The sequence below is a fragment of the Nocardiopsis ansamitocini genome (assembly GCF_030268225.1).
Taxonomy (GTDB): Bacteria; Actinomycetota; Actinomycetes; order Streptosporangiales; family Streptosporangiaceae; genus Nocardiopsis_D; species Nocardiopsis_D ansamitocini.
Genome location: NZ_BSQG01000004.1, coordinates 290,954 through 317,548, shown reverse-complemented (window position 1 = coordinate 317,548; position 26,595 = coordinate 290,954). Strand labels below are relative to the sequence as shown.

At 70.2% G+C, this 26,595-nt stretch carries 28 protein-coding genes and 1 pseudogene; 15 read left to right on the top strand and 14 right to left on the bottom strand.

What is annotated here, in order from left to right; all coding sequences use genetic code 11:
• The first annotated feature begins 17 nt into the window (after positions 1 to 17).
• The 3 genes from QSJ59_RS13915 (at position 18) to QSJ59_RS13905 (ending at position 2,872) form a co-directional block, all read left to right on the top strand.
• Positions 18 to 770, top strand: coding sequence for an SDR family oxidoreductase (locus QSJ59_RS13915; protein WP_285759949.1), 753 nt, complete (start codon positions 18 to 20; stop codon positions 768 to 770).
• A 190-nt stretch (positions 771 to 960) separates the two neighbouring features.
• Positions 961 to 2,220 (top strand): APC family permease, encoded by a 1,260-nt coding sequence (locus QSJ59_RS13910; protein WP_285759948.1) that lies wholly within the window; start codon positions 961 to 963, stop codon positions 2,218 to 2,220.
• Positions 2,221 to 2,731: 511 nt separating this feature from the next.
• Positions 2,732 to 2,872, top strand: a complete 141-nt coding sequence (locus tag QSJ59_RS13905) for a hypothetical protein (protein ID WP_285759947.1) — start codon at positions 2,732 to 2,734, stop codon at positions 2,870 to 2,872.
• A 146-nt stretch (positions 2,873 to 3,018) separates the two neighbouring features.
• Here QSJ59_RS13905 and QSJ59_RS13900 read toward each other — a convergent pair whose 3' ends face one another.
• The 5 genes from QSJ59_RS13900 to QSJ59_RS13880 all read right to left on the bottom strand — a co-directional run bounded on the left by QSJ59_RS13900 (position 3,019) and on the right by QSJ59_RS13880 (position 7,564).
• Entirely contained in the window at positions 3,019 to 3,843 is an 825-nt protein-coding gene (locus QSJ59_RS13900; RefSeq protein ID WP_285759946.1) for an NUDIX hydrolase, read from the bottom strand.
• Positions 3,840 to 4,571 (bottom strand): HAD family hydrolase, encoded by a 732-nt coding sequence (locus QSJ59_RS13895; protein ID WP_285759945.1) that lies wholly within the window; start codon positions 4,569 to 4,571, stop codon positions 3,840 to 3,842. The genes QSJ59_RS13900 and QSJ59_RS13895 overlap by 4 nt, the downstream gene beginning before the upstream one ends.
• 93 nt (positions 4,572 to 4,664) lie before the next feature.
• Positions 4,665 to 5,612 (bottom strand): VWA domain-containing protein, encoded by a 948-nt coding sequence (locus QSJ59_RS13890; protein WP_285759944.1) that lies wholly within the window; start codon positions 5,610 to 5,612, stop codon positions 4,665 to 4,667.
• 27 nt (positions 5,613 to 5,639) lie between these two features.
• A complete protein-coding gene (locus QSJ59_RS13885) occupies positions 5,640 to 6,551 on the bottom strand; it encodes a DUF58 domain-containing protein (protein WP_285759943.1) in 912 nt (303 codons plus the stop codon).
• Complete coding sequence (locus QSJ59_RS13880; protein WP_285759942.1) at positions 6,548 to 7,564, bottom strand: AAA family ATPase; 1,017 nt, start codon at positions 7,562 to 7,564, stop codon at positions 6,548 to 6,550. Before QSJ59_RS13880 ends, QSJ59_RS13885 begins: the two co-directional genes overlap by 4 nt.
• Before the next feature lie 177 nt (positions 7,565 to 7,741).
• Here QSJ59_RS13880 and QSJ59_RS13875 point away from each other — a divergent pair, with 177 nt between their 5' ends.
• Positions 7,742 to 8,482 (top strand): hypothetical protein, encoded by a 741-nt coding sequence (locus QSJ59_RS13875; RefSeq protein WP_285759941.1) that lies wholly within the window; start codon positions 7,742 to 7,744, stop codon positions 8,480 to 8,482.
• A gap of 67 nt (positions 8,483 to 8,549) precedes the next feature.
• Complete coding sequence (locus QSJ59_RS13870) at positions 8,550 to 8,825, top strand: 4a-hydroxytetrahydrobiopterin dehydratase (protein ID WP_285759940.1); 276 nt, start codon at positions 8,550 to 8,552, stop codon at positions 8,823 to 8,825.
• A 19-nt stretch (positions 8,826 to 8,844) separates the two neighbouring features.
• Here QSJ59_RS13870 and QSJ59_RS13865 read toward each other — a convergent pair whose 3' ends face one another.
• A complete protein-coding gene (locus tag QSJ59_RS13865) occupies positions 8,845 to 10,401 on the bottom strand; it encodes an AMP-binding protein (protein WP_285759939.1) in 1,557 nt (518 codons plus the stop codon).
• 152 nt (positions 10,402 to 10,553) lie between these two features.
• On the opposite strand from QSJ59_RS13865, the gene QSJ59_RS13860 reads away from it, so the two are divergent.
• Complete coding sequence (locus tag QSJ59_RS13860) at positions 10,554 to 11,546, top strand: acyltransferase domain-containing protein (RefSeq protein ID WP_285759938.1); 993 nt, start codon at positions 10,554 to 10,556, stop codon at positions 11,544 to 11,546.
• On the opposite strand, the gene QSJ59_RS13855 is transcribed toward QSJ59_RS13860, so the two are convergent.
• Positions 11,543 to 11,671, bottom strand: coding sequence for a hypothetical protein (locus QSJ59_RS13855; RefSeq protein ID WP_285759937.1), 129 nt, complete (start codon positions 11,669 to 11,671; stop codon positions 11,543 to 11,545). The genes QSJ59_RS13860 and QSJ59_RS13855 overlap by 4 nt on opposite strands.
• Between QSJ59_RS13855 and QSJ59_RS13850 the strand changes: the two are divergent.
• A pseudogene (locus QSJ59_RS13850) lies at positions 11,637 to 11,732 on the top strand (hypothetical protein); the annotation flags it as partial. The gene QSJ59_RS13855 and the pseudogene QSJ59_RS13850 overlap by 35 nt on opposite strands.
• A gap of 153 nt (positions 11,733 to 11,885) precedes the next feature.
• On the opposite strand, the gene QSJ59_RS13845 reads toward QSJ59_RS13850, so the two are convergent.
• Positions 11,886 to 12,728 (bottom strand): arginase family protein, encoded by an 843-nt coding sequence (locus QSJ59_RS13845; protein ID WP_285759936.1) that lies wholly within the window; start codon positions 12,726 to 12,728, stop codon positions 11,886 to 11,888.
• Between the two features lie 1,032 nt (positions 12,729 to 13,760).
• Positions 13,761 to 15,290 (bottom strand): OFA family MFS transporter, encoded by a 1,530-nt coding sequence (locus QSJ59_RS13840; protein WP_285759935.1) that lies wholly within the window; start codon positions 15,288 to 15,290, stop codon positions 13,761 to 13,763.
• A gap of 281 nt (positions 15,291 to 15,571) precedes the next feature.
• Between QSJ59_RS13840 and QSJ59_RS13835 the strand changes: the two genes are divergently transcribed.
• Positions 15,572 to 16,891: a DUF418 domain-containing protein gene (locus tag QSJ59_RS13835; protein WP_285759934.1), complete on the top strand. Its 1,320-nt coding sequence runs from the start codon at positions 15,572 to 15,574 to the stop codon at positions 16,889 to 16,891.
• On the opposite strand, the gene QSJ59_RS13830 is transcribed toward QSJ59_RS13835, so the two are convergent.
• Complete coding sequence (locus QSJ59_RS13830; protein WP_285759933.1) at positions 16,888 to 17,967, bottom strand: tyrosine-type recombinase/integrase; 1,080 nt, start codon at positions 17,965 to 17,967, stop codon at positions 16,888 to 16,890. The genes QSJ59_RS13835 and QSJ59_RS13830 overlap by 4 nt on opposite strands.
• A 94-nt stretch (positions 17,968 to 18,061) precedes the next feature.
• Between QSJ59_RS13830 and QSJ59_RS13825 the strand changes: the two genes are divergently transcribed.
• Both QSJ59_RS13825 and QSJ59_RS13820 read left to right on the top strand, forming a co-directional pair.
• Positions 18,062 to 18,856, top strand: a complete 795-nt coding sequence (locus tag QSJ59_RS13825) for an exodeoxyribonuclease III (RefSeq protein WP_285759932.1) — start codon at positions 18,062 to 18,064, stop codon at positions 18,854 to 18,856.
• Positions 18,857 to 18,945: 89 nt separating this feature from the next.
• A complete protein-coding gene (locus tag QSJ59_RS13820) occupies positions 18,946 to 19,671 on the top strand; it encodes an alpha/beta fold hydrolase (RefSeq protein WP_285759931.1) in 726 nt (241 codons plus the stop codon).
• A 97-nt stretch (positions 19,672 to 19,768) separates the two neighbouring features.
• Here the strand turns inward: QSJ59_RS13820 and QSJ59_RS13815 are convergent, their stop codons facing one another.
• The 3 genes from QSJ59_RS13815 to QSJ59_RS13805 form a co-directional block, all read right to left on the bottom strand.
• Positions 19,769 to 20,314 carry an MOSC domain-containing protein gene (locus tag QSJ59_RS13815; RefSeq protein ID WP_285759930.1) on the bottom strand — a complete coding sequence of 182 codons (546 nt, stop codon included), beginning with the start codon at positions 20,312 to 20,314 and terminating at the stop codon, positions 19,769 to 19,771.
• A 104-nt stretch (positions 20,315 to 20,418) separates the two neighbouring features.
• Positions 20,419 to 21,114 carry a DJ-1/PfpI family protein gene (locus QSJ59_RS13810; RefSeq protein ID WP_285759929.1) on the bottom strand — a complete coding sequence of 232 codons (696 nt, stop codon included), beginning with the start codon at positions 21,112 to 21,114 and terminating at the stop codon, positions 20,419 to 20,421.
• Between the two features lie 75 nt (positions 21,115 to 21,189).
• Positions 21,190 to 21,750 carry a GNAT family N-acetyltransferase gene (locus QSJ59_RS13805; RefSeq protein WP_285759928.1) on the bottom strand — a complete coding sequence of 187 codons (561 nt, stop codon included), beginning with the start codon at positions 21,748 to 21,750 and terminating at the stop codon, positions 21,190 to 21,192.
• 110 nt (positions 21,751 to 21,860) lie between these two features.
• On the opposite strand from QSJ59_RS13805, the gene QSJ59_RS13800 reads away from it, so the two are divergent.
• Positions 21,861 to 23,222: an amino acid permease gene (locus QSJ59_RS13800; protein WP_285760163.1), complete on the top strand. Its 1,362-nt coding sequence runs from the start codon at positions 21,861 to 21,863 to the stop codon at positions 23,220 to 23,222.
• Here QSJ59_RS13800 and QSJ59_RS13795 read toward each other — a convergent pair.
• On the bottom strand, positions 23,170 to 24,162 hold the full coding sequence (locus tag QSJ59_RS13795) for an EamA family transporter (protein WP_285759927.1): 993 nt from the start codon (positions 24,160 to 24,162) through the stop codon (positions 23,170 to 23,172). The two genes, QSJ59_RS13800 and QSJ59_RS13795, sit on opposite strands and share 53 nt — an antisense overlap.
• Before the next feature lie 188 nt (positions 24,163 to 24,350).
• Between QSJ59_RS13795 and QSJ59_RS13790 the strand changes: the two genes are divergently transcribed.
• The 4 genes from QSJ59_RS13790 to QSJ59_RS13775 all read left to right on the top strand — a co-directional run bounded on the left by QSJ59_RS13790 (position 24,351) and on the right by QSJ59_RS13775 (position 26,592).
• Positions 24,351 to 24,989 (top strand): hypothetical protein, encoded by a 639-nt coding sequence (locus tag QSJ59_RS13790; protein WP_285759926.1) that lies wholly within the window; start codon positions 24,351 to 24,353, stop codon positions 24,987 to 24,989.
• A complete protein-coding gene (locus tag QSJ59_RS13785; RefSeq protein ID WP_285759925.1) occupies positions 24,986 to 25,246 on the top strand; it encodes a hypothetical protein in 261 nt (86 codons plus the stop codon). The genes QSJ59_RS13790 and QSJ59_RS13785 overlap by 4 nt, the downstream gene beginning before the upstream one ends.
• 49 nt (positions 25,247 to 25,295) lie before the next feature.
• Entirely contained in the window at positions 25,296 to 25,781 is a 486-nt protein-coding gene (locus tag QSJ59_RS13780; protein ID WP_285759924.1) for an NUDIX domain-containing protein, read from the top strand.
• 307 nt (positions 25,782 to 26,088) lie between these two features.
• Complete coding sequence (locus QSJ59_RS13775) at positions 26,089 to 26,592, top strand: winged helix-turn-helix domain-containing protein (RefSeq protein ID WP_285759923.1); 504 nt, start codon at positions 26,089 to 26,091, stop codon at positions 26,590 to 26,592.
• The last annotated feature ends 3 nt before the right edge of the window (positions 26,593 to 26,595 follow it).

Genomic DNA, 26,595 nt, shown 5'->3' with positions numbered 1-26,595 from the left:
TGGGCGAAGGAGCGGTCGTGGGGCGTTTTGCGGGCAGGGTCGCGGTTGTGACGGGTGCGAGCCGGGGGATCGGGCTGGCTGTGGCGCGTCGGATCGTTGATGAGGGCGGTCGGGTGGTGGTGACGGCGCGGTCGGAGGGGCCGTTGGCGGAGGCGGTGTCGGGGTTGGGGGGTGCGGGGGTCGCGTTGGGGGTGGCGGGGCGGGCGCAGGACGGTGCGCATCGCGATGAGGTGGTCGGGCGGGCGTTGGCGGAGTTCGGCCGGGTGGACGTGTTGGTGAACAACACGGGGATCAATCCGGTGTTCGGTCCGGTGCTGGAGGCCGGTGGTGCGGCGATGGCCAAGATTTTTGAGGTGAACGTGACGGTTGCGGCGCAGTGGGTGGGGGCGGTGTACGGGGCGTGGATGGCCGAGCACGGGGGTGCGGTGGTGAATGTGGCGTCGCTTGCCGGGCAGCATCCGTCGCCGGGGATCGGGGTTTATGGGGTGAGCAAGGCCGCGCTGATCAATCTGACGCAGCAGTTGGCGTATGAGTTGGCGCCGGGGGTGCGGGTGAACGCGGTGGCGCCTGCGGTGGTGCGGACGCGTTTCGCGGAGGCGTTGCTGGCTGACGAGGAGGGGGTGGTGGCGGGGTATCCGTTGGGTCGGTTGGGCGAGCCCGAGGATGTGGCGGCGGCGGTGGCGTTCTTGGCGTCGGGGGATGCGGCGTGGGTGACGGGGCAGGTGCTGACGTTGGACGGGGGGCGCACGCTGGGGGCTGGTGTGGGCTGACTTGCCGGGGCGCTCGTGTTCCTGCCTTGCGCGGCGCATATTGCCGGTTGGTCGGTGGAGGGCAAGCACGGCTGTCGCGGGGGTCGGGGGTGTCTGGGGCGGCCCTCTTTTTTGGTGGTGTGGGGTGGGGTTGGTCGGTGAGTTGGGGGGTCTTCACGCGGACGTGATCCGCATCGGGCACACTCGCGCCGTGAGTACGTCTTCTCTTTTTGATGCGTTGGGTCGGCCGGTGCGGTCGCTGGGGACCGGTGGTGCCACGGTGGTGGGCCTGGCCGCGATGGTGGGTGCCGGGGTGTTCGTGGTGTGGGCTCCGGCTGCGCGTACGGCTGGGGTGTGGCTGCCGTTGGCGTTGGTGATCGCCTGGGTGGTGGCGTGCTGCAACGCTTCGTCGTCGGCGCGGTTGGCTGCGCGGCACCCGGAGCCGGGCGGGACGTATGTGTATGGCCGTGAGCGCTTGGGTGAGGCGTGGGGGTTCTTGGCCGGGTGGGCGTTTGTGGTGGGGAAGATGGCGTCGTGTGCGGTGATGGCGCTGGTGTTCGGGGTGTATGTGTGGCCGCAGGCGCCGGGGGTGGCGGGGGCGGTGCTGGTGGTGGCTGCGGCGGTGGCCGTGGTGGTCGGGGTGCGGTTGTCGGAGTGGGTGGTGCGGCTGCTGTTGGTGGTGGTGGTCGCGGTGGTGGTCGCGGTGGTGGTGGTCGCGTGGGGCAGTGGTGCGGCGCATGTGTCGAATCTGGCGTTGCAGGGGCGCTGGCACGGGTTGTCGGGGGTGTTGGCGGCGGCGGGGATGGTGTTCTTCGCGTTTGCGGGGTATGCGCGCATCACGGCGCTTGGGGCGCGGGCGCGTGATGGCCGGGTGGTGGGACGTGCGGCGGTGGTCGCTTTGGGTGCGGCGTTGGTGCTGTACGGGGCGGTGGGTGCGTCGGTGATGGCGGTGTTGGGTCCGCGTGCGGTGGGGCATTCGGTGGTGCCGTTGGCGGATGCGGTGGTCGCGGCGGGTGCTGGGCGTGTGGTGGGTGCGGTTGTTGCGGTGGGGGCGGCGTTGGCGTGTGGTGCGGCGTTGGTGTCGTTGTTGTCGGGTGTGGTGCGCACGGTGTCGGAGATGGCGGCGGACGGGAATCTGCCGCTGGTGGTGCGTCGGTTGGGGGCGGGGGCGCCTCGGTTGGCGGTTGGTGTGGTGGCGGTGGTGGTTCTTGGTGTGGTGGCGGTGGGTGACGTGTGGACCACGGTGGGGCTCTCGTCGTTTGGGGTGTTGGTGTATTACGCGGTGGCCAATGCGTCGGCGTTGCGGTTGGGACCGCAGGAGGATCGGCCGTTGTTGGCTGTTCCGGTGGTGGGTTTGGTGGGGTGTGTGGTGTTGGCGTTCTGCCTGCCGTTGGAGTCGGTGCTGTTGGGGGTGGTGGCGTTGGGGGTCGGGGCGTGCGGGTACGGGGCGCGGCGGTGGTTGTCGGGTTGAGTGCGGCGCATTCCTGTTTTCAGGTGCCGGCGCACCCGCTTTCGTTCTAGGGCCGGGGCCGGGGCGAGGGGCGGGCCGCGACGGCCGATCCGGTCTTGGGGGGCGGGGCCCGTCGGGCGCAGTCTCCGTCGGGGAGCGACGGCAGTCTCGGCCTGCTGCTGTTGTGCTGCCACCCTGTCGTGAGCGTCACTTCCCAAGCGGTGCTCACGCTGCGCGCGGTGGGTGGCCTGGGTGGTCGTCGTGGTCGCGCACGTCTACGGGACGACCGAAGCCGTCATGCAGCAGCTGGCCCGTGTGGGGCCTGTTGTCCTGGTCGATGCCGACCGGGGCGACCGTATGGCTCAGGGCCCCGGGTCCGCGGCCCTGTACGTGTGGCTGGAACGGCTGGTAACGGCTGGTTCCGACCGTGCCGGTGTGGTTGATCCAGGTGGTCGCGGTCGCGCGTCTACGGGTCCGATCGGGGGCTTGTGCTCCTGGACGATATTGGCTGATCCGGCAGCGGGAACGTGTCGTGGGCGCCCATCTCCTCGGAGTGCTCGGTGACACGCGGGGCGCTGCGCTGTTCTACGGTGAGGCGGCTGCGCCCATCGCCGACAAGGCCAACAAGGTCGAAGAGCGCTCTCTGCCCGAATGCGCCGGCCGTCTGGCTTGAGCGCGCCTGCGGGGCAGGGGCGCGCCGGGGCGGGGTGGCCGGTGTGTGCACGGCGTGCGGGGCGGGGGCCGCGTGGGTGGCGGGCCCGGGCGAAGTGTTTTCCCGCGCGGCCGTGGGCACGCAGCGGGCAGTGGTGCGGGGCCTGGTCAGGACCGGTGCTGCTGGGTGATGGCTTGGCGTGCGGTGGTGGAGAGCGTGAGGCCGGCCAGCTCTTGGGGGGTGAACCAGGAGGCGTCGACGGTGGAGCCGGCGGTTTCGGTGACGCGGGGGGTGCAGGGGCGGGCGACGTAGGCGCTCAGGAATACCCACACCGCGTAGATCTCCCCGGTGGTGCCGTCGGGGCCGGTCTGGTTGGTGCGGTGGTGGTGGGTGATGGTGATGAGGCGTCCGGGGGTGGCGTCCTGTCCGGTTTCTTCGGTGATTTCGCGGGTGAGGGCGGTGTGGGTGTCCTCGCCGTGGTCGGTGCCGCCGCCGGGCAGGTGCCATGTCCCGGCGCCGGGGAAGCCGGGGGCGATGCGGGAGAGCAGGATGCGTCCGGCGGGGTCGGTGACGAGGCCGTAGGCGCAGAAGCGGCGCAGCGCCAGGGTGGGGCGTGGGGGTTCGTGGTCGGTGAGGGCACGGGCGGGCAGGTCGTGGTGCAGGCGGGTGAGGGCCTGGTCCAGGGGGATGGCGGGGCCGGCGGGGGTGGGGGTGGTGTAGCAGAGCCGGTCGATGTGCATGGCCAGGCGGGCGCCGGTCGCGGGGTCGGTGGTGGTGGCGAGTTCGGTGCGGGTGTCGAGGGGGGTGATCGCGGTGGTGGGGGGGAGGTCGGCGTGGGCGCGCAGGAGCGCTTGGGGGTCGTCGGCGAAGTTGACGCGTACGGAGTGGGCGGCGGTGACGGTTCCTTGGGGGGTGGTGTGCAGGAGGTGGGCGGTGACGCGGCGTGGGCGTCGTTGGTGGTCGGGGGTGCCTTCGTGTTCGTGGGGGTTCACAGCAGTCCCACTGCGGCTGCGGCGGCGTCGGCGACCAGGGGGATGAGGCCGTTGAGGTCGGTGATGGTGGGGATGTCGGTGTGGGGGTTGCGGGATTGGCGGTCGCACAGGACGGGGCGCAGGCCGGCGGTGAGTGCTCCCAGGGCGTCGGCGCGGAGCTGGTCGCCCACGTGCCAGGTCTGGTCGGGGGGTGTGTTGAGTTGGGTGCAGGCGGCGTGGAAGATCCGGGGGTCGGGTTTGCCTGCGCCGGCGGTGTCGGAGCAGACGACGGCGCTGAAGTGGTGGGCGAGGTTGAGGGCGGTGAGTTTGTCGTGTTGGAAGGCGTGGGTGCCGTTGGTGACCACGCCCAGGGTGATGCCGCGTTGGGCGAGTTGGGTGAGGGTGGTGTCGGTGTCGTCGAAGGCGCGCCAGGCGTTGCGGTGGGCGGTGAGGTAGTGCTGGTAGAGGTCGTCGCAGTGGTGGTCGCTGAGGGTGGTGTGGCCGGCGTGGGTGGCGAGTGCGCGGATGCGTTCGTGGCGTTGTTGGGTGAGGGTGAGGCGTCCGGCGAGGTAGGCGTTGAAGGAGAGGTCGGTTTGGACGTCCCAGAGTTGGCGGGCGGAGGTGAAGTCGGGGTGGCCGAGGTGGTGCATGAGGGCGCGCAGTCCGTTGCTGGAGGCGGCGTGGTCGTCGATGAGGGTGTCATCGAGATCGAAGAGGATGGCGGTCGGCGCGCCGGTGTGCTCAGGCATGGTTCCTTGGCTTCTGCGTGGTGAGTAGGGCAAACGGGACCACGGTAGCGGGCGGTGCGGGGTGGGGGTGGCCCGGCTGCGGTTGTTGGTGGTTTAGGGCAGGCGCTGGAACCAGGTGAGGGATGCGGCGGCTGTGGCGAGGGCCAGGAGCAGGGCTGCTGCGACGAAGCGGGTGACGATTTCCTCGTGGACGGTTTCGGTTCCCAGCGAGGAGCCGATGTCGTCGTAGACGTTTTGGAGTTCGGCACCGGATTCGGCTTCGTAGAAGTGGCCGCCGGTGGTGTCGGCGAGGCGTTCGAGTGCGGCTTTGTCGATGTTGGCGGGCACGTATTGGCCGTCGATCTCGATGATGGAGGCGCCGGTGCCGAAGGCGATGGTGGAGACGGGCACGTTGGCGTCGCTGGCGAGTTGGGCGGCGGTGGCGACGGGGCGTCCTGAGGTGTTTTCTCCGTCGGAGAGCAGGATGACGGCGGCGGGGGGCGGGTCGAGGGTGGCGTCCTCGTCGAAGGAGTTGATGGTTTGCAGGGATGCGAAGACGCCTTCGCCGATGGCGGTGCCGGGGGAGATGGTGAGTCCGACGACGGAGTCGGCGACGGCCTGGTGGTCGTGGGTGGGTGAGGAGATGACGCTCGCGGTCGAGGAGAACGCGACGAGGCCGACGTTGAAGCGGGCGGGCAGGGTGTCGATGAAGCCCTGGGCGGATTCCTTGGCGGCGGTGATGCGGTCGGGGGTGACGTCGGTTGCGGCCATGGAGGGGGAGACGTCGATGGCGACGATGATGGTGGCGCGTTCGCGGGGGACCTGGACGCTCATGGCGGGTTGGGCGAGGCCTGCGACGAGGGTGGCGGTGGTGAGGAGGAACAGTGCGGCGCAGACGTGGCGGCGCCAGCCGGGGGTGCGGGGGGCGATCTGGTCGAGGAGGGCGAGGTTGGTGAAGCGCAGCGCGTAGGTGGTGCGGCGGTTGTTGACGAGGACGTAGATCGTGGCCAGGGCGGCGACGGCCAGCAGTAGCCAGAGGCGCTCGGGAGACAGGAAGGTCACGGTCGGTGTCCTTGTCGGGTCGGGTGGTTATCGGCGGTGGGGGCTGGTGCGGTGCAGGGTGGCGTGGCGGGCGATGTCGAGGATCCAGTCGCGGTCGGTGCGCAGGGTGAGGTGGGTGGCGCCGGCGGTGCGGATGGCGTCGCGGATGGCGGTGCGTTGTTGGCGGGCGGCGTGGGCGTAGCGGTGTTGGAGGTCGGGGGTGAGGTGGACGTGTCGGGTGCGCCCGGTTGTGGGGTCACTCATGGTGACTAATCCTATGGCGGGGAGGTCGAGTTCTCGCGGGTCCAGGATTTCGATGGCGAGTGTCTGGTGGCGGGCGCTGAGGTGGTGCAGGGGGGTTTGCCAGGACGGTTGGGTGTGGGGCGTGGTGGGGGTGTCGAGGAAGTCGGAGATGATGACGCGCAGGCCGCGGCGGGGGCGGGTGCGGGCCAGGTCGGTGAGGGCGGTGGCCAGGGTGGTGTGTCCGGGGTCGGGGGGCAGGGGCGCGGTGAGGGCGCGGGCGTGGGCGAGGTGGGCGTTGTGGTTGGTGGCTGCGGGTGAGCGGGTGAGGTGGCCGTTGCGCAGGACGTGGGTGCCGTTGCGGTCGCCGATGTGGTGGGTGAGGTGGGCGACGGCTGCCAGGGTGCTGATGGCGACGTCGCGTTTTTGGGCGTGGGCGGTGCCGAAGTCCATGGTGGGTGAGAGGTCGAGCAGGGTCCAGGTGGCGAGTTCGCGGTCGGCGATGGGGTCGCGTACGTGGGGGTGGGTGGTGCGGGCGGTGACGGCCCAGTCCATGGTGCGTACGTCGTCTTCGCCTGGCTGGTAGAGGCGGGCGTCGCCGGGTTCGCTGCCGGGGCCGGCGCGCAGGCCCAGGTGTTGGCCGTGCAGGAGGCCGTCGAGGCGTCGGGTGACGGTGAGGCTGAGGTGGCGCAGGGCGGCGTGGGCCGGGGGGGCGGTCATCGGGCGGCGGTGGCGGGGGGCGGCGTGGTTTCGTCCCAGATGACGCGGGGTGGGGGGACGGCGGCCAGGATTTGGTCGATGACGTTGGTGGGGGTGATGTTCTGGGCGAGGGCGTCGAAGGTGAGGATGAGGCGGTGGGCGATGACGTCGTGGGCGAGGGCGGCGATGTCGTCGGGCAGGACGTAGGTGCGGCCGCGGATGAGGGCGAGGGCGCGGGCGGCCGACACGAGGCCCAGGGTGGCGCGGGGGCTGGCCCCGACCTCGATGAGGGGCGTGAGGGTGGGGATGCCGTATTCGGCTGGTTCGCGGGTGGCCATGACCAGGCGCACGATGTAGTCGGCGACGAGTTGGTCGACCTGGACGGTGTGGGCCTCGGTTTGGAGTTCGCTGAGGGTGAGGGGGTCCAGGATTTGGGTGGGGGTCGGGGGGCGGGTGCTCATGCGGCGCAGGATCTCGAATTCCTCGTGGGCGCGGGGGTGGGTGACGAGGACTTTCATGAGGAAGCGGTCGCGCTGGGCTTCGGGGAGGGGGTAGACGCCTTCGGATTCGACGGGGTTTTGGGTGGCGATGACGATGAAGGGGTCGGGCAGGGGGTGGGTGGTGCCGCCCAGGGATACCTGTTGTTCGGCCATGACTTCCAGGAGCGCGGACTGGACTTTGGCGGGGGCGCGGTTGATTTCGTCGGCGAGGACGAAGTTGGCGAAGACGGGGCCGAGTTCGATGTCGAACTGTTCGGTGGAGGGGTGGTAGACGCGGGTGCCGATGATGTCGGAGGGCACGAGGTCGGGGGTGAACTGGATGCGGTTGAAGGTGCCGCCCACGACGGTGGCCAGGGTGGACACGGCGAGGGTTTTGGCGATTCCGGGGACGCCTTCGATGAGGCAGTGGCCGCCGGCGATGAGGGCGACGAGGGTGCGTTCGACCATGCGGTCCTGTCCGACGATGACGGTGGACACCTCGTGCAGGGCGGCGCGCAGGAGGTGGGTGGCGCCGGCGTCGGAGGGGTGAGGCATGGGTGGTGGTCTCCCTGGAGCGTGCTCGGCGCGCGCCCGTTGGGCGCGGGTACGTTGTTTGGGTGCGCATCGGCGAGACTACCGGCTGGGGTGGTGGGTGGGGTGTGCTCTGTGTGCAGTGGCGGGTTTGGGGCGTGTCGGCCGGTTGGGTGAGGTGGGGTGCGGGTGGTGGGTGCGATGGCGTTGGGTGAGGCCGATCCGCGGCAGTTGGGGGCGTTTCGGCTGGTGGAGCGTCGTCGGGTGTGCGCCGAGGGTGTGGTTTATGCGGGGCGCGACGGGTCGGGGCGTGCGGTGAGTGTGGCGTTGTTGAGTGCTGGGGCCAGTGCCGATGCGGCGGCGCGGGATCGGTTCGTGGCGGCGGTGTCCAAGGGGGCGGGGGTGGAGGGGCCGGTGCCCCCGGTTCTTGGGTGGGGGGTGTCGGCGGCGGCTGCGTGGGCGGCGGTTGCCGATGAGGGTGCGGGTGCGGGGGTGTTTTTGGCGCCGGTGGCGGCCGGGGGGCCGCGCGGGGGGACGGGGCCGGGGTATGTGCCGTATTGGGCGACCAGTGGTGGGGCGTCGGCGCCGCGGTGGGCGTGGTCGGGGCGCGGTGGCGGTGGTGTGGCGGCTCCGGGGCGTTCGTCGCGGGGTCTGGTGGCGGGTTTGGCGGTGTTGGTGGCGTTGCTCGTCGCGTTGCTGGTGGTGTTGTACTTCTTTTTGTCGGGGTTGAGGCAGGAGGCGTATTCCACGCCTGCGGAGGTGCCGTCTCCGGGGGGTGGGGCGCAGGAGTCGCCGGGCACGCCGTCGGTGTCGCCGTCGCCGCAGGAGTCGGATCAGGGCGGGGAGTCGCAGTCGCCCGCGCCGGTGCCGTCGGTGGAGTTGGGTGAGGACGAGGTGGAGCAGATGCCCGAGGCGCCGCGTTCGCCTCAGGACTACCTGTAGGCGCGGCGGGTAGCGCTAGGGGTGTTGAGGAGTCGCAGGGTGAGCAAGGGAGCCAATGATGACGGTTATGTCCTATACGCGGGCTGATGCGGTGTTGGCGCGGTTGCCGGGGTGGGCGCGCGATGGCCGGGTGATCACCCGCACGGTGGAGACGGCGTCGTTCAAGGAGGCGGTGGATCTGGTGGTGGCGGTCGCCGAGGCCGCGGAGGAAGCCAACCACCACCCCGACATCGACATCCGCTACAACCGGGTGCGGTTCGCGTTGACCAGTCATGACGCGGGCGGGTTGACCGAGCAGGACTTCTCGCTCGCCGCCAAGGTCGACGTACTGGCCGCCCGCTAGCGGTGCCGGTGGGGCCCGGCTAGGTGCTGGGGCTGCTCAACCGGTTGCGGCGCAGTTTGCCGCTGGCGGTCTTGGGGAGCTGCGCCACGAACATCACCCGCTGGGGGGCTGCGTGGGCGGCCAACGTGGTGGCCACCAGCGCCTGGAGGTCCTCGACGAGTTCCTCGCTGGGGCCGGCGTGGGGCATCAGGACGATGTTGGCGGCCACGAGCGCACCGTGGGTGGCGTCGGGGACACCGTAGACGGCGGCTTCTTCGACGTCGGGGTGGCTCAGCAGCGCCGTTTCGACGTCATAGGGGCCCACCCGGTACCCGCGGGTGGTGATGACGCCGTCGTCGCGGGTGGACAGCACCACGCGTCCATGGCCGGTGGTGGTCCCGGTGTCCCCGGTGAGGTACCAGCGGTGGTCGGGGCTGAAGCGGCGCGCCGAGGCGGTGGGGTCGTGGGGGTAGCCGTCGAACCACAGGGCGGGGCTGGTGGTGTGCAGGGCGACGCGCCCGAACTCGCCGGCGGGTGCGGGTTCGTCGCTGCCGGGCTGTAGGACACGCAGGTCGAATCCGGGAAGCGCGCTCAGGGCGGGCTCGGTGCCGGTGCTGGTGGCCACCACTCCGGTCTCGGGGCGCCCGTAGTGGTCGCTGATGGGTATGCCGAAGGTGTTGAGGGCCCACTGTGTGACGTCGGCGTGGGGGGTTTCGCCGGTGCTGGCCAGGCTCCGCACCACGATCTCGGGCGGCAGGGTCTTGGTGGTGGAGCGCAACGCTCGGTAGACGGTGGGGGTGGCCACGAACACCGTCACCCCGAACACCTCCATGACGTCGAGGGTGAGTTCGGGGTCGAATCCTGCGCGCAGGTGCAGGGGGGCGTGTCCGGCCAGGAGCGGGGCGATGAGGGCGTGGTAGAGGCCATCGGCCTGGCCGGGGTCGCCGGTGCACCAGTACACGTCGTCGTCGCCGACGTCGAGGCCGTAGCGGTGGTGGGAGTGCAGCCCCACGAGTGCGCGTTGGGGCACGGAGACGGCGCGGGGCGGCCCGGCCGAGCCCGAGGTGTAGAGCAGTGCCAGGGGAGCGCCGGTGGCCGCGGCCTCGGGGTAGGGGCCGGGCAGGTGCAACTGGTCCAGGGTGTGGCGGCCGGGTGCGGCGCGTCCGGCGGTGGTGACCACGGTCGCGGCGGGGGCCGCGGGGAGCTTGGCGAGGTGGGTGTCCTCGCACACCACGATGTGGGCTTTGGCCCAGTCCAGGCGCAGCGAGATCGCCGAGGGCGCCAGCGCCGTGGTCAAGGGGACGAGGGTCGCGCCCAGGCGCCACACGGCCAGTGCGGTGACGGCGAAGTCGATCCCGCGGTCCATGAGGGTTGCCACGGGCGTGGCGGCGGTGACGCCCAGGCCGGTCAGGCCTGCGGCCAGGGCCTGGGAGCGTTCGCGCAGCTGCCCGTAGGTGAGGGTGCGGGCGCTGAGGTCGGCGTCGACCTGCACCAGGGCGGTGCGGTCGGGGTCGTGGCGGTCGCACAACAGGTGGGCGGGGGCTGCGTGGGGGTAGGCGGCCAGCCAGTCGCGGACCTGCTGTGCCGGGTCGGCCATCGCGGTGTGTCCCCTTTTCGAGTGCTGCGGCGTCACGTCGGTGTGGTGCGTTGATTAGTTTATGCCCCGGATGTGATGTGGCCCTCAAAGGGCCGGTTGCGGTCTGCGCCGGGCGCTGGCAAACGCCTGCGGGGTGCTGCCACGATGATGCGATGGATACCGCTGCTGTGGCCCGCGAGCTGGGTCTGCCCGAGGCCGCCGGGGCCTCCCTCGCCGTACTGGCCGGCTTCGATACCCCCGACCCGGCGCCGCTGCCCGTACCCGCGCACGCCGTGACGGCACTGGCCCCGCTGGCCTGTACCCCTGAGGACACCGCCGAGCTGGTGCGCTGGTGGCCCGACGAGTCGTGGCCGGCGGCGGCGCGCTGGCTGGTGGATGCCTGCTACGCGCGGGTACGCGCCGACCTGGGGTCCCTGGAGTGGGTGCAGTGGCCCGACCTGACCGGTTCGCCGGACCCGCGGGTGCGGTGCGCACCCGTGTACGCCTTCGCCGCGGCCGTGCCGGCGCTGTTGGAGTCCCACACCCGCTGGGGGGTGCCGGCGCGGGTGAGCGCGGCGACACTGGCCGATGTGGGGCGCCACGTCGCCAAGCACCGCACCATGTTCGACACGGTGGGGTTGGAGCTGCCGCTGTGGATCGCCCTGCACTACCGCGGAATGCTGGTCGAGTCGGGGCGCCTGCAGTACGAGCCGGCGCTGCTGGGGGAGGCCGAGGCCGCGGCGATGGGCCAGGAAGCGGGCGCGTTGTGCGTACGCCTGCACATCCCCCAGACGGGGCCGTTGACGCCCCGCGCCGTACAGGAGTCCCTGTCCGGCGCCGCAGACGTACTCGACCCCTACCTGCTGGGGGCGCTGGGGCGCACCACGCGGGTGGCCACGTGTTCGTCGTGGCTGCTGGACCCCCAACTCAAGGCGTACCTGCCGGCCGACTCCAACATCATCGCCTTCCAGGACCGCTTCACCCCCACCGGGCAGAGCGGCCCCGGCGACTCCGACGTGTTCCGTTTCGTGTTCACCCGCCCCCGGGTGGAGCCCGACGCCGTCACGGCCACCACCCGCCTGGAAAAAGCGGCCCTGGACGTGTTGGCGCGGGGCGGCCACTGGCAGGCCCCCACCGGGTGGCTGCACCTGCCCGCGCCCGCCTAGCCGCCGTGTTTCACACCGCGAGCGGTCGGGGCGCCTCCTTGCGGGGACGACAACGCGGTGTCGCCCGAGTGCACGACCCGCCCGGCGTCCATGACGGTGACGGTGTCGGCCACCTCCAACGCCACGTCCAGGTTCCGCGTCGCTGTCGCCCGTTACCCGACCGATCCCGCGGTGACCGGCCTCGTCGACGAACTCCGCGACGTCAGCACCGACTTCGCCCGGTTCTTGGAGCGGGGGGACGGTTTCGAGGGCCGGGCAAGCACCGGAGCACGACCAGGTCTTTTCCGTCGGCCTTTCCTTCACCGGGAGCGGGAGGCGGGGCGTCCTGGAGCGGGGGAGTCAAGCCGTCGCACGGTTGGGGGTCACGCCGCGCAGGTCCAGTGCGCGCAGCAGGGAACGCACGGTCGCTTCGTCGTGCTCGATCACCGGCGCGTACTCGCTGATGCCCACGCCCACCACCTCGTGGTGGGCGTGGATGGCCGCCAGCGCCGCGGCCACCGACTCCACCGGGGGGCCTCCGGGGGTCGGGCACGCCACGGCCGGCAGTTGCGCGGGGTCGCACACGTCCATGTCCAGGTGCACGTAGGCGGGGCTGCCCTGAGCACGTCCGCCGACCACCCGGTAGGGGTCGGCTCTCACCTCGGCCACCCCCATCACCGGCATTCCCGACGCCTTGATCAGCGCCTGCTCGGGTGGGTCCACGGACCGCGCACCCACCAGGGTCACCTGGGTCGGTGCCACCCGCGCCCCGCCCAGCAGACGGGGGTGCCCCTGCCCGAGCAGCAGGCGCAACACCATCCCGTGGGCGTGATGACTGGGGGAGACGTCGGCGGTGTTGAGGTCGGGGTGGGCGTCGACCCAGTACACGACCATGGACGGGTAGCGGGCGGTGAGGTGGCGCATGGCCGCGAGATCGCTGGTGCAGTCCCCGCCCAGGGTGAGGACCCGCCGTGCGTCCCTTCCGGCCAGGCGTACGCCCAGTTGGTGCACGGTGTCGGCGAGTACGTCGAGGTTGGCCACGCCCTCCACGACACCGCGGCGTCCGTCGGGAACCGATACGTGCAAGCGATTGCCGCCGGAGGGCACCATTCGGGCCAGTGCCGCCGAGCCGGCGGCGACGCGCACGTCGTCGCCGCCCTGCCACAGCGGTACCACAAGGTCGATGTCACGCTGCCAAACCATGGCGCCAACCCTAGGGGCGCCCCTGCCACTGGCGCAGCAAACTTCGCAAATCGCCGCGGCCGACAGCGGTCAGTCGGCGCTCGCCGGTGCGGTGCGGGGGAGTCGCGGCGGGAGCCATGGTCAAGGCAGGGTAAACGCCGCTCGGCGGGGGTTTTGACCTGCCCTTGACAAACGGGAGGCGGATGCGGGGGACGAAAGGGAACCAATGCCGCCGAAAGGTCTGGGCGGCGTGTCCGGCGGCGTCGACCCGGCCGTGCCGGATCGGATGCGGGGAAACGGGGAAACACCGCCGCGCACACGCCGCCGACGGCCCGCGTCCAGCGGTGCCGGAGCATATCGCCGGGCCCGGTACGGGCGGGGCGCCGACCGGTCGATCGCCTCGCTGATGGGTCGATTGGCCCCTTCTCGTGGCCTTCCGGAAAACGCCGATAATGGACATTATGTCAAGTTGGCGTTTTTGGGGCCTCTCCCGGAAGGGGTGTCCGTGTGCTGTGTGGCCTCGTGCGCGCGGTGGGCCGATGCGTATCGGCCCGGGCCGGCCCGTGGCCCGCCGGCCTGCCGCCGGTGAGGCGCACCGGCGGGGCGTCGACGGGCGGCCTGGTCGCAGATCTGCCGATGATGTGTCAGGGAGCCGCGCGGGCCGAGTCGTCCGGTGCTGGGTTCGCGCGGTGCGGGCGGGCGATGCGGCAACGCCCCGGTGCTACGCGGCGTGCACGGCGGCCGGTGGCGATGGTCGGCGGTTTTGGGCCGGTGGTCCCGTGGGCCGTGGACGATCCCCCGATCCGCGGTTGCCTCCGTCTCCCGATATTTGCTGCATAAAGTGCATTATGCATTATTCGCCACAAAATACGTCAAAGCATCTCTAAAGGCGTGGAGGGTGGTCGATAGGTATCAACCACCCTCCGTCGTCGGTCGTCCGCCCCGGCGGTGTCCAGGAGGCCGTCGGGGCGCGCTCCCCGCCGCAGCAGCGGCTCGTCCCGTGCGGGCGAGAGAGACGCGGGCGCGTGCCCCCTACTCCCCCGCAATACGGGGCTAGCCGGTGAACAGCTGCGCTGCCGTCACGATGATCCGAAAGACCCCGTAACCCAGCAGCACCGACACCACCGTCCAGGACAGCACTAGCCACAGCGTGCGTCCCTGGGGGTCGGCCGTGCTCTTCCCCTCCCCTGCTTCCGGGGCGCCGCCCGGCGCGGCCGAGGGCCTGCCCGCCTCATGGAAACGCTCGGCAACCGGCCTGACCAGCAGGTTTGCCACGAATCCCAGGATCAGGAAGCCGACCATCGTCAGTAGCGGGGCGTAGTAGGCGTCCTGGGTGAGTGTGCCCGGCTCCCCCTGGGAGTCCAGGAAGGAGTTGATGATGAGCGGGCCGGCGATGCCGGCGGCCGACCACGCGGTCAGCAGCCGGCCGTGGATGGCGCCCACCTGGTAGGTGCCGAACAGGTCGCGCAGGTAGGCGGGGATGGTGGCGAAGCCCCCACCGTAGAAGGACAGGATGACGCAGGCCAGGAGGACGAAGAGCGCCACCGAGGTGCCGCCGAGCGTGGCCAGCAGGGTGTAGAGCAGCGCCCCCACGCCCAGGTAGATCATGTAGACGTTCTTGCGGCCGATGATGTCGGAGGTCGAGGACCACACGAACCGGCCCAGCATGTTGAACAGCGACAGCATGCCCACGAAGCCGCCCGCGGCGGCCACGGTCACGGCCGTGCCGTTGTCGCGGAAGAAGTCCTGGATCATGGGGCTGGCCTGCTCCAGGATGCCGATGCCGGCGGTGACGTTGGTGAACAGCACGATCCACAGCAGCCAGAACTGCGGGGTGCGCACGGCGTTGCGTGCCGAGACCTGGGCGGTGGTGACCAGCGCCGACTTGGTGGACTGGCTGGGGGTGAAGCCCTTGGGCCGCCACCCCTCCTGCGGGACCCGGATCAGGACGACACCAAGCATCATCAGGGCCAGGTAGCCCAGGCCCAGTGTCACGAAGAGGCCGACCAGCGCGCTTCCCGATGCCGTTGCCGCCTCGGCAGAGCCGTAGGCGGGGTCGTAGAAGCCCAGGAGCTGGTTGGACAACGGGGTCGCGATGAGCGCGCCGCCGCCGAACCCCATGATGGCCAGACCCGTGGCCAGGCCCGGACGGTCGGGGAACCACTTGATGAGGGTGGAGACCGGGGAGATGTAACCGATGCCCAGGCCGATGCCGCCGATGAAGCCGTATCCCAGGTAGACGAGCCACAACTGGGAGGTGGCGATGCCCAGGGCACCGACCATGAAGCCGCTGCTCCAGCACAGGGCGGAGACGAGCATGGCCTTGCGGGGGCCGTTGCGCTCGACCCAGGTGCCGCCGACCGCCGCGGAGAGCCCGAGCATGACGATGGCGATCGAGAAGATGACGCCGATCTGGGTCTGGCCGGTGTCGAAGTGTTCTACCAGGGAGCTCTTGTAGACGCTGGTGGCGTAGGCCTGCCCGATGGACAGGTGCACCGCCAGGGCCGCGGGAGGGATGAGCCACCGGTTGTAGTTGGCGGGGGCCACCGACCGTTGTCGGTCGAGGACGCTGAGGAGGGACACGGAATCCTTCTTTTCTTCACTGTCGCACCGTGGGGGTGTGCGGGGAACTCTCCCGCACGGCTGGTTGAAATTGGTATCAAGTGTGACCGTTGGTGATCAAGTGACCGATAGTGCCTGATCACGTGTGCGCGCTGGTGGCCGGGGGTGGGTTGGGGCGCGGGGACGCCTGGCGCGCAGGAGATGTCGGGGCGAGGGCAAGCGGTCGGGGCGGATCGTCCACAAGTGGTCACAACTGGGTTAAAGACCGGTGATCACGGGCGGGGAGGGGGATCCTCATAGGCGTGTCCAACAGTTTTCGCCAGTCCAACGACCGCGCCTCTGCTCCTCCCGGGCTGGAGCCGCCGGACGTGGTGTCCCCCGAAGCCCGGGTTCCCTCCTCGGGGGCGGGCTCCCCCGCTCCCCCGGCCGAGCGTCGCTCCCGCTTGGTGGGGGTGGACGTGGCCCGTGGTCTGGCGGTGCTGGGGATGTTCGTGGTGCATGTGGGGGTGGGCTGGACGCTGGCGGACGGCTCCAACGCGCTGTACCCGGTTGCGGCGGGGCACTCCTCGGTGTTGTTCGCGCTGTTGGCGGGCGTGTCGATCGCGCTGCTGTCGGGCGGCGTCCACCGCAAGGTCAACAAGGATCTGGGGGTGGCGCTGTGGCGGGTGGTGGTGCGCGGCCTGGTCATGTTGGTGCTGGGCACGGCGCTGACGATGATGGGGACCCCGGTGTCGGTGATCCTGGCCTACTACGCGGTGTTCTTCGTGCTGACCGCGATGCTGTTGACCGAACGGTGGCAGATGGTGGCGGGCACGGCCGCGCTGCTGGGCGTGGTGGGGCCGGTGGTGTCGTTCGTCGTGCGCGGCCTGATCGAGGACGAGGGTCCGCTCTTTGGGGTGGTCGAGGCGATCAACAGCTATGACCCGTTCGTGGCGCTGGCCGATGAGGGGGTGGTGGACTTCCTGTTGACCGGTTCCTATCCGGCGATCACCTGGATGCCGTTCGTGTTGGCGGGGTTGGCGATCGGACGGTTGGACCTGCGGTCGGTGAGGGTGCGGTGGTTGCTGGTCGTTTCGGGGTTCGCGGTCGCGGGTGCGGCGTACGGGGTGTCGTGGCTGGCGATGAACGTGCTGGGCGGCGCCGAGCGGTTGGCGGGCGGGTTCGACCCGTTGATGGGGGCGGCCTATGGTCCTGCCGGGTTGGAGGAGGTCCTGTACGAGGGGTTCGGTGGAACGGTGCCGACCACGGACTGGGTGTGGCTGCTGACGGGGGCGCCGCACAGTGGGACCCCCGTCGAGGTGTTCGGGTCGGGTGGGTTGGCGGTGGCGGTGCTGGGGGTGTGCCTGTTGGTGGCACAGCGGTTGGGGGTGCTGGTGTATCCGCTGATGGCGGTGGGTGCGTTGGCGTTGACGACGTATGTGGGGCACATCCTGGTGATCTGGGTGGATGAGCAGGGGCTGGTGGAGGGGACTCCGTTGTCGTTCGTCAGTGAGCAGTTGTCGTTGACGATCCTGGTGGGGTCGTTGGTGGGGGCGACCGCGTGGCGGGCGCTGGTGGGGCGGGGGCCGTTGGAGTGGCCGTTGCACGCGGTGTCGTCGTGGGTGGCGACGCGTATCCCCTAGTTCGTGGGCGGGTGCGGGCGGGGCGTCGTCGGCGCTTCGCCCGTTGTGTTGTGTGGGGTGTCGGGGGTGGGGGCGCCGGTGAGGCGGCGCAGGACGCCGTAGGTGCGGTTGGCGCGGGCGGCTTCGCGCTGGGCTTGTGCGGTGACGTCGATGTAGGACTGCGAGGAGGTGATGGAGGCGTGGCCGAGGAGGCGCATGATCTCGGTGACGGAGGCGCCGTCCTCGGCGAGGCGGGTGGCGAAGGTGTGGCGCAGGGCGTGTACGAGGGTGCCCTGGGCGACGCGGTCGTAGACGCCGGCGTGGCGGTAGCACTGGCGGACGAGGTATTGCAGGCCGCCGCGTTGGAGGGGGTTGCCGCGGTTGTCGACGAGGAGGGCGTCGGTGCTTTTGAGGGTGGTGGCGAAGCGGGTGCGGCGGGTGTCGAGGTAGGCGTCGATGAGGATTTCGAGGGGGGTTTCCACGGGGAGGGAGCGGGTTTTCCCGCCTTTGCCGATGACGCGGACGCGGCGTTCCCCGGGGCGTCCGCTGAAGGATTCGATGGTGAGGCTGAGCATTTCGGCGGAGCGCAGGCCGGTGAGCAGCGCCAGGGCGAGTACGGCGAGGTCGCGTTGGGGCCAGGGGTCGCGGGCTTTGCGGCAGCCGTCGGCGAGTGCCTGGAGGAGGCGTTCTGGTGTGTCCTCGCCCATGAGGGGTTTGGGTTGGCGGGCGGGGAGGCGGGGGCGGCTGACGGCGGGCATGGGGTTGCCGTTGACGAGGTTTTCGCTGACGAGGAAGGAGAAGAAGCCGTTCCAGGTGGACCAGGCGCGTAGGACGCTTGAGGCGGCGCGGTCGGTGGCGAAGTCGGCGAAGGCCTGGCGCAGGAGGGGGCCGGTGAGGTCGCCGATGGTCAGGGCGGTGGGGTCGGTGCGGTGGATGTGGGCGGCGTGGTCCAGGACGGTGTTGAGGTCGCGGCGGTAGGCGGCGATGGTGTGGGGTGAGGGTTTGGCGGTGCGCCGGGCGATGAGGTACTCCTCGATGGCCTCGGTGGTGCGCAGGGGGGACGGGTGGTTGGTCTGGCTGTCCAGGGCGACGCTCATGGTCTTCACCTTCCCCTCTTTGGCGGGATGGTGATCATTGCGGGCGGGGTTTTCCCGGGTCGGGGACGGTGCCCGGGTGGTTAGGCTTGCGCAGATGATCGTGACAACGGTGAACGTCAATGGTTTGCGGGCTGCGGCGAAGAAGGGGTTTGTGGAGTGGTTGGCTCAGACGTCGGCTGAGGTGGTGTGTCTACAGGAGACGCGGGCCGAGGCCGAGCAGTTGCCGGGCGCGGTGATCGAGCCGCAGGGGTGGCACGTGGTGTTGGCGCCGGCTGCCGCCAAGGGGCGTGCCGGGGTGGCGCTGTATTCGCGGGTGCGCCCCGATGCGGTGCGGGTGGGGTTCGGTGCTGAGGAGTTCGAGGACTCCGGACGCTATGTCGAGGCGGATTTCGGTGCGGTGAGTGTGGCCAGCCTGTATCTGCCCTCGGGCGAGGTGGGGACCGAGCGTCAGGAGGAGAAGGAGCGGTTCATGGCCGTCTTCATCGAGTACCTGGCCAAACGGCGTGCGGAGGTGGAGGCGGCGGGCCGGGAGTTGGTGGTGTGCGGGGACTGGAACATCGCCCACCGCGAGGCGGATCTGAAGAACTGGCGTGCCAACCGCAAGAACGCGGGGTTCCTGCCCGAGGAGCGGGAGTGGCTGTCGCGGGTGTTGTCGGAGGTGGGGTACGTGGACGTGATGCGTTCGCTGCTGCCGGACCAGGAGGGGCCCTACTCGTGGTGGTCCTATCGTGGGAAGGCGTTCGACAATGACGCGGGGTGGCGTATCGACTACCAGATCGCTACGCCCGGGTTGGCGGGGCGGGCGCGTGAGGCGAAGGTGGAGCGGGCGGCCTCCCACGAGCAGCGCTGGTCCGATCACGCGCCGGTGACCGCGGTGTATGCGGGCTGAGTGCGTGGTGGTGGGTCGGTGGCGTGCACAATGATCGTGGCGGGCGTCGCCGTCGGCCGGTTGGTTGGTTCGCTGGTGGGGAGCGTTTGATGCGGGTGCCGATCGTGTTGGTGCACGGTTTGCGGATTTCGGGGAGCATGTGGCGTCCGCAGGTGGAGGCGTTGAGTGCGCAGGGGCGCACCGTGGTCGCTCCTGACCTGCCCGGGCATGGGTCGCGGCGGGGCGAGGCGTTCACGCTCGGCGGTGCCGTCGAGGTGGTGCGGGACGCCATCGACTCGGTGGGCGGCCATGCGCTGGTGGCGGGGTTGAGCCTGGGCGGGTTCGTGTCGATCGCGACGGCGGCGGCCTACCCCGACCGGGTCGCGGCGTTGGTGGCCACGAGTTGTTCGGCGCGTCCGGCCAACGGGTTGGCGCACATGTACCGGATTCCGGCGGCGTTGTTGGACCGGTTGCCCGACAAGGGGTTGGCGGTCAATCAGCGGTTCCACCGGTTGACGCTGCCCGCCGGTGCGGCCGAGGCGGTGTTGGACGGCGGACTGGCGATGGAGGCGGCGCGGGCGGTCATCGAGGAGATCGTCGATCTGAACGTGTTGGACCTGTTGGCCGCCTATCCGGGGACGGTGTGGCTGATCAACGGTGCGCGTGATCATTTCCGTATCCACGAGAAGTTGTTCTTGGATGCGTGCGTGGACGGGCGGTTGCTGGTGGTGCCGCGGGCGGGGCACATGGTGAGCCTGGACCAGCCCGAGACGTTCACCAACATCGTGGCCGATGCCGCCGATGTGGTGGCGGGGCGGGCGTCGCGCACGGAGTAGACGGGGCGGGTGCGCCGGGGCTGTGGCTGCTCCCCCGGGTCCGGCGTCGGGTGGGTGCCGTGCATCGTCGGTGCGCGGGACCCACCCCAGGGGCGGGTCATACGGGTTGCAGCGGGGCGTGGGGCTCCGGGGGCAGGTGTGCGGTGATGGGGTCGCCCGGCTGCACGGTGCCGCTGTTGAGGACCACGGCCATGACGCCTGCCTTGCGCACGGTGGCGCCGTCGGGGGTGCGTTGGATGACGGCGTTGAGCAGGCCGGGCTGGAAGGCGTTGATCTGGGCGCAGGGGTTGCGCAGGCCGGTGATGCGCACGCGTGCGGTGGCGCCGATGGCCAGGACGGTGTCGCGGGGCAGGTCCAGCAGGGCGATACCGGTGGTGGTGATGTTCTCGCCCAGGTCGCCGGGGGCGACGGTGAAGCCGGCGGTTGCGAGTTCGGTGTGCAGTTCGGCGTGGATGAGGTGGACCTGGCGCAGGTTGGGTTGGCTGGGGTCGCGGGCCACGCGTGAGCGGTGCTGCACGGTGGTGCCCAGGTGGGCGTCGCCGCGCACGCCCAGGCCGGCGAGGAGTTCGATTCGGGTGCGGGCGGGTTTGGTGAAGGCGTGCACGGGGTCGAGGCTGACGCCGGTGACGGTGGCGTGGTCCATGGGCGGGGTTCTCTTTCCGTGGCAGGTGGTGGGGTGCGTCGGTGTTTGGGGTGGGCGGTCGTCCTGGGGTCGAGGGCGCCCGTCCGGTGCGGGGTCGCGGGCGGTTAGGTGTGGTCGTCGGTGCGCAGGCGGTCGGCTGCGCGCCGGACCATGGGTGCCCGGTTGGCGTCGGCGTGGTCGCGGACCTGTTTGACCCATTCGGCGGGTGCGCGGTCGGGCGAACCGGTGGAGAAGGGGGGCTGGGGGTCGTATTCGATGCCCAGTTGGATGCGTTCGGCGGCGCTTTGGCCGTGGAGTCGGGCGGCCAGGCTCAGGGCGAAGTCGATTCCCGAGGAGACACCGGCGCCGGTGATGGTGGTCGTGTCGCGGACCACGCGTTCGCTGATTGGGTGTGCTCCGAAGTGGCGGAGCAGGTGCAGCGATCCCCAGTGGCTGGTCGCGCGTTTGCCGGTGAGCAGGCCTGCGGCCCCCAGGACGAACGAACCGGTGCACACCGAGGTGATCCAGTCGGCTCCTTGTGCTTGGGCGCGCACGAAGTCCAGTGTCGCGGGTTCCAGCATCGCGTCGAAGGCGCCCTGGCCGCCGGGGACCATGAGGACCGTGCATGGGGGTGCGGTGTTCCAGGTGGAGGTGGGGACCACCGACCAGCCGCAGTCGGTGGGCACGGGGTCGGTGGATGCGGCGACGAGTTCCACGGTGGTGTTGGCCATTTTGGCGAACACCTGTGCGGGGCCGGTGAAGTCCAGTTGGGTCACGTTGGGGAAGAGCACGATGGTGATCTGGGTGTGTGGTGGTGTCATCTTCGTGAACCTACTGCCCGGTGGGCGTGAGCGATGGGACCGGTCCGAGTCGCCGCTCGTGTTTTGCGGGGTTGGTCAGCGGGTGCGGGTCAGGACGCGCGTCGTGCCTTCGTCGATGTCGCGCGCGTGGACGAACCCGATGCGGTGGAGGACGTGCAGGGAGGCGGTGTTGTCGGCTGCCACGGTGGCGTGGATGTGGTCCAGGCCCAGGGGGGTGAAGGCGTGGGTGCACAGGGCCCGGGCGAGTTCGCTGCCCAGGCCTCTCCCCCAGTGGCTGTGGGCCAGTGCGTGGACCGGTTCCGTGCCGGGGACGTCGGTGCCGGGTTTGACCTCGCCGTGGCCGATGATGTGGTCCTGGTACAGGACCGCCCACACGTCGAAGCGGTTGTGGGGGTAGACGTGGGTGAACACGCGCTGGAAGAGGGCGCGCACCGCCTCGTGGGAGTAGGGGCCTTGGTCCATCCGGCGGGTGACGCGCGGATCGCCCAGGACCGCGACGAATGCTTCCTCGTCGGCTGGGGTGTAGGGCCGCAGGAGCAGGTGTTCGGTGTGCACGGCGGGGGCACGGGTGGTGAGGATAGCGACTGGGGCATCGGTGTGCGGCTGGAGGAGGGGCGGCGGCGCCGATCGGCTCAAATTCGGTAGCTGAACTATTACTCTTTGTAGTCGTGACTTCGCATGAAGAGCCGCGCCCCGCCGATGCTTCCGCTGCGCTGGCCCCGGCGCGCGGTTTGCGCCGCCGGCACATGGCGATGATCGCGGTGGGTGGCTCGGTGGGGGCGGGCCTGTTCATCGGGTCGGGGACGGTGATCGGTGCGGCCGGGCCCGCGGCGGTGGTTTCCTATGTGCTCGCCGGGACGCTGGTCCTGTTCACGTTGCGTGCGCTGGGCGAGATGGTGGTGGCCTATCCCGCGGCCGGATCGTTCTCCGACTACGCGCGCATGGCGTTGGGGCCGCGCGCGGGGTTCGTGATCGGATGGTTGTACTGGTGGTTGTACGCGGTGTTGGTGGCGGCGGAGTCGGTGGCCGGCGCGGCGATCCTGGGGCGTTGGGTGCAGGCTCCCGAGTGGCTGCTGGCGTTGGTGCTGCTGGTGGCCATGACGGGGGTCAACCTGGTGTCGGTGCGCGTTTTCGGTGAGACGGAAACGGTGTTCTCCGTGGTCAAGATCGTCACTATCGTGGCGTTTTTGATCGTTGGGACGTTGTTCGCGGTCGGGGTGTGGCCTGGAGCGGGTGGGGCGAGTACGGCCAACCTGTGGCAGTACGGGGGGTTCGCTCCCCATGGGTGGACGGCGGTATTGGCGGCCACGGTGGTGGTGCTGTTCTCCTTCGGCGGGGTGGAGATCGTGACCATTGCCGCGGGTGAGAGCGACGAGCCCGAGGCCAATGTGGCGCGGGCCGCCACGAGTGTGCTGTGGCGCATCGCCCTGTTCTACGTGGCGTCCATCGCGGTGGTGGTGACGGTGTTGCCGTGGAACGACGCGAGGGTGGCCACGAGCCCGTTCGTGTCGGTGCTGGAGCGCGTGGGTATCCCCGGCGCGGTGCCGGTGATGGAGGTCGTGGTGTTCGTCGCCGTGATGAGTGTGCTCAACGCCGCGATGTATACCTCGTCGCGGATGTTGCACGCCTTGACGCGTCACGGCGATGCGCCGATGGGGTTGGTGCGGGTGAACCGGCGCGGGGTGCCGGTGCGTGCCCTGGTGTTGGGCACGGTGGTGGGGTACGTGTCGGTGCTGGCCAACTACGCCTGGCCCCAGACGGTGTTCGCGTTTCTGGTGGCCTCGGTCGGCGCGATCTTCTTGTTGCTGTTCATCGTGATCGGGGTGTCGCAGCTGATTTTGGGGGCGCGGGCGCGTAGGGAAGGGCCCCGGTCCCTCACCTTCCGGATGTGGGGGTTTCCCTACCTGACATGGGTGATGTTGGTGGGGATGGTGATGGCGTTGGGGGCTATGGCGGTGATCGAGGGGCAGCGCGCGGCGTTGGGGGCGTCGTTGGCCAGCGCGGTCGTGGCGTTGGGCGCCTATGAGTTGCGTCGCCGGTGGGGGCGGGTTCCGGTCAGCGATCAGCCGTTGACCCTGCACCCACCTCGCCTGCATCCGCCTCGGTAGGCGTGCTTGCCGGTATCTGGGGGGTGGTCGGGGGTGCGGGGGCGGAGGGTACGGCGGACTGGGCGATGAACGCTCCGGCCAGCACGATGATCGCGCCGATGGCCTGGGCGGGGCTGAGCGCCTCGCCCAGCATCAGCCACGCCAGCACGATCGCGGTGACGACTTCCAGGTAGGCCACGGCTCCGGCGACCACCGGTGAGAGGCGGCGGATGGCGGCCACTCCGGCGACGTAGGCGATCGCGGTGGAGATCACGACCAGCCACCCCACGGAGACCAGGCCCGAAACGGTGACGCCGGCGATGGTGACGGGGCCGGTGATCAGCTGCCAGGGCATGGTCCAGGGTTGGGCGATCACGGTGATCAGGGCGGTGGCGATGATGGCGCCGTAGGAGATGACGGCCAGGGGGTCGATGTCGTCCCCGGCCGCGTCGGAGAGCAGGAAGTATCCGGCTTGGCAGGCTGCTGCTGCCAGTGCCAGGGCCAGTCCCACGGCGTCCAGGCGTACACCGGCCCACACCTCCACCAGGCAGCCCAGTCCTGCCACGGCCAGGACCACGCCGATGACGGCCGCGCGTGAGACGGGGGTGCGGCGTACCAGGCGGATCCAGAGCAGGACCAGGACGGGGCCCAGGAACTCGATGAGTAGCGCCACTCCCACGGGGATGCGGGAGATGGAGGCGAAGTAGAACGCCTGCACTCCGGCCATGGGGAACACCCCGTAGGCCAGCAGCAGCCAGGGGTGGCTGCGCAGGACACGGCGTCGGGCGATGGCCACGGGGGCCAGGAGCAGGGCGGCGCCGGCCAGGCGCAGCCATGTCACGTGCAGGGGGTCCATGCCGGCGTCCAGGAGTGGGCGGGCGAAGGGCCCGGAGCCTCCGAAGGCCAGTGCGGAGGCGGCTGCGAAGGCCAGTCCTGAGGAGCGGTGCCGCACGCCGGCCACGGGTCCACCTTTACGTGTTGCAGGAAGAATTGGTGGGTGGGACCGGGGGCGACCCCGGGTGAGATCTTAGCCCGCCCGGTTCGTGGCGGGGGCGGCCCGGCCCCGGGGAAGCGGATCTTGTGCGCACAAAGCGGCTTTGTGCGCTGAAACCACCTGACCACTTCGTGATGATCGCTAACGTTCCTGATGTGAACGAACGCATCGAATGCGGCCCGCACCCGGTGGGTACGCATCCCGTTCCCATGGACGGTCGGCGCCACCTGGGGCGGCTGGAGACTGTACTGCACCGCCGGTGGCCGGCCGGGACCATTCCTTCCCCGCAGGTCATCGCGCATATCGATACTCTGGCCAGTCTGCCCTCCCCCCTGGTGGAGCGCATCATCACCGAGGTCGACGACATCTTCATCGGTGAGGGATCGGTGGTGGATCTGGCCGGTTACGGGCATTTGCGCGGGGTCTCCACCGATCCCACCGACCCCGACGCGCTGACCTATGACCGTCTCGCGGGGATCTACCGGTTCGGGGTGTTACTGCTGGGGACCCTGCCCAACGCCTCCACTTCGCTGGTCCTGCACGAGGTCGCCCATGTCCTGGACCTGGCCGATCTGATGATGTCGGAGACTCGGCACTGGCGGGAGCTGCACGCCTCCTGCCTGCCCCATCTGGACAATCCCTACTGGCACGCCCGGCACGAGTGGTGGGCCGAATGCTTCGCCTATGTCGCCCAGCGTGACATGGAAGGGCTGGCCAAGATGCTGGCCGGGGACGAGCAACTCGCCTACGCTGTGTTCGCATACTTCCAGGAGAACTACGGGGTGATCCGATGAAGCCCGTCACCGCGGTGATCTTCCCCGATGGGACGGTCAACGTCCCCCATGCCTTCCAGGACGCGGACGGAACCGCTGTTGGATGCGGTGGTTTCAACCTGGTCCCGGGCGACGACGACTACGAGCGTTACGCTGCCCAGGCCATCACCGTGCAGGAGTACGAGGCCCAGGAGAAAGGCGATCCGGCTCGTTCGGCGGCCTTGCTGGAGGAGTTCAAGAAGCGCTACGACCGCGAGCACCCGGGCCGCTCCGACTGAGCCCCCCGCTCTGTCACACTGCGTGGCGGTACCCCATAAGGTTCGGCCCATGGCCGATTCCGAGTTGGAGTTCTTCGAAAGCCTGCCGCGCACCCGGGGCGCGGCCAGCGCGCTGTTGCGTGACGACGGTGGCCGGGTGCTCGTGGTCAAACCCACCTACCGGCCGGGCTGGGGGCTGCCCGGCGGAGTGATCGAGATGGGTGAGTCCCCCCTGGCCGCGTGTCGGCGCGAGTGTGTTGAGGAACTCGGGTTCGTCCCGGTTCTTGAGCACCTGGTCTGTGTGGACTGGCTGCCCCCCACGGTCAGTCCCGACCGGCGTCCCGCCACCATCTTCGTGTTTTCCGGGAAGCTGGAACCCGGTGACTTCGATCGGGTCCGCCTGCCCCCTGAGGAGCTGGCGGACGCGCGCATGGCCACGGCGGAGGACCTGGGCGCGCTGCTGCCGGCCAACCAGGCCCGCCGCATCCGTGCCTGTCTGCGTGGCGAGGCCGTCCACTACCTGGAACACGGGTTCGCGGCGGCCTGGACGTCGTGACCCGAAGGCGCCCCGCCGCCGTAGTATGCCCTTGACCTAGCCCCCACCTCATCCCCCGCCCGGTCGTGCGCGTGGCCAGAAACCAGTGGTCAGGTGAGTGGCCTGGTGGGAACAACCAGACGCAGGGATCACCCGAGCCCCTCAGGTGGGGGGAAGCGCCCGCGGTGCTCTGCGCGGAGGCTTCCCCCCACCCCGACCCGTGCCTGATCCTCGGTGCACCCGTCCGCGTGGACGCTCGCCGGGTTCCCCACCATAATTACCTATTAAACTAGTTGATTTAGTTGGTAATTATGGGGATGATGGAGCCATGAGTCATCAGCTCACTGTGACCGAACGCGCCACCCACCAGTGGCCCCACTCGGCTCTCCTGCGCGATCTGACCCCCGGCGAGCGCGCCGCGATTCCGCTGCCCGCCCACATCGACTCCGACGCGATGCTCGGAGTGGTCCCCCTTGACGACGGCGCCGTCATGGTCGTCGTGGGCCACGTCGTGACACCGCCCGGCCCGACCTGCGGCGACGACCTGGTCCTGGACCGGCGCACCCGGTCGGTGCGCCTGGGCGGACGCGACGTCGAACTGTCCTTCCAGGAATTTGAACTCCTGGCCCACCTGAGGGCCGCACCCCACCGGGTCTTCACCCGCACCGAGCTCTTGGACCAGGTGTGGCCGGGCCACCGGGCCAATCCCCGGGCCGAGGGCACCCGCACCGTGGACGTGCACATGCACCGCCTGCGCCGCAAACTTCCGGCCGTGGCCGCGCACCTGGTGACCGTGCGTCGGGTCGGGTACGCCTACCGTCCCACGACCTAGTCC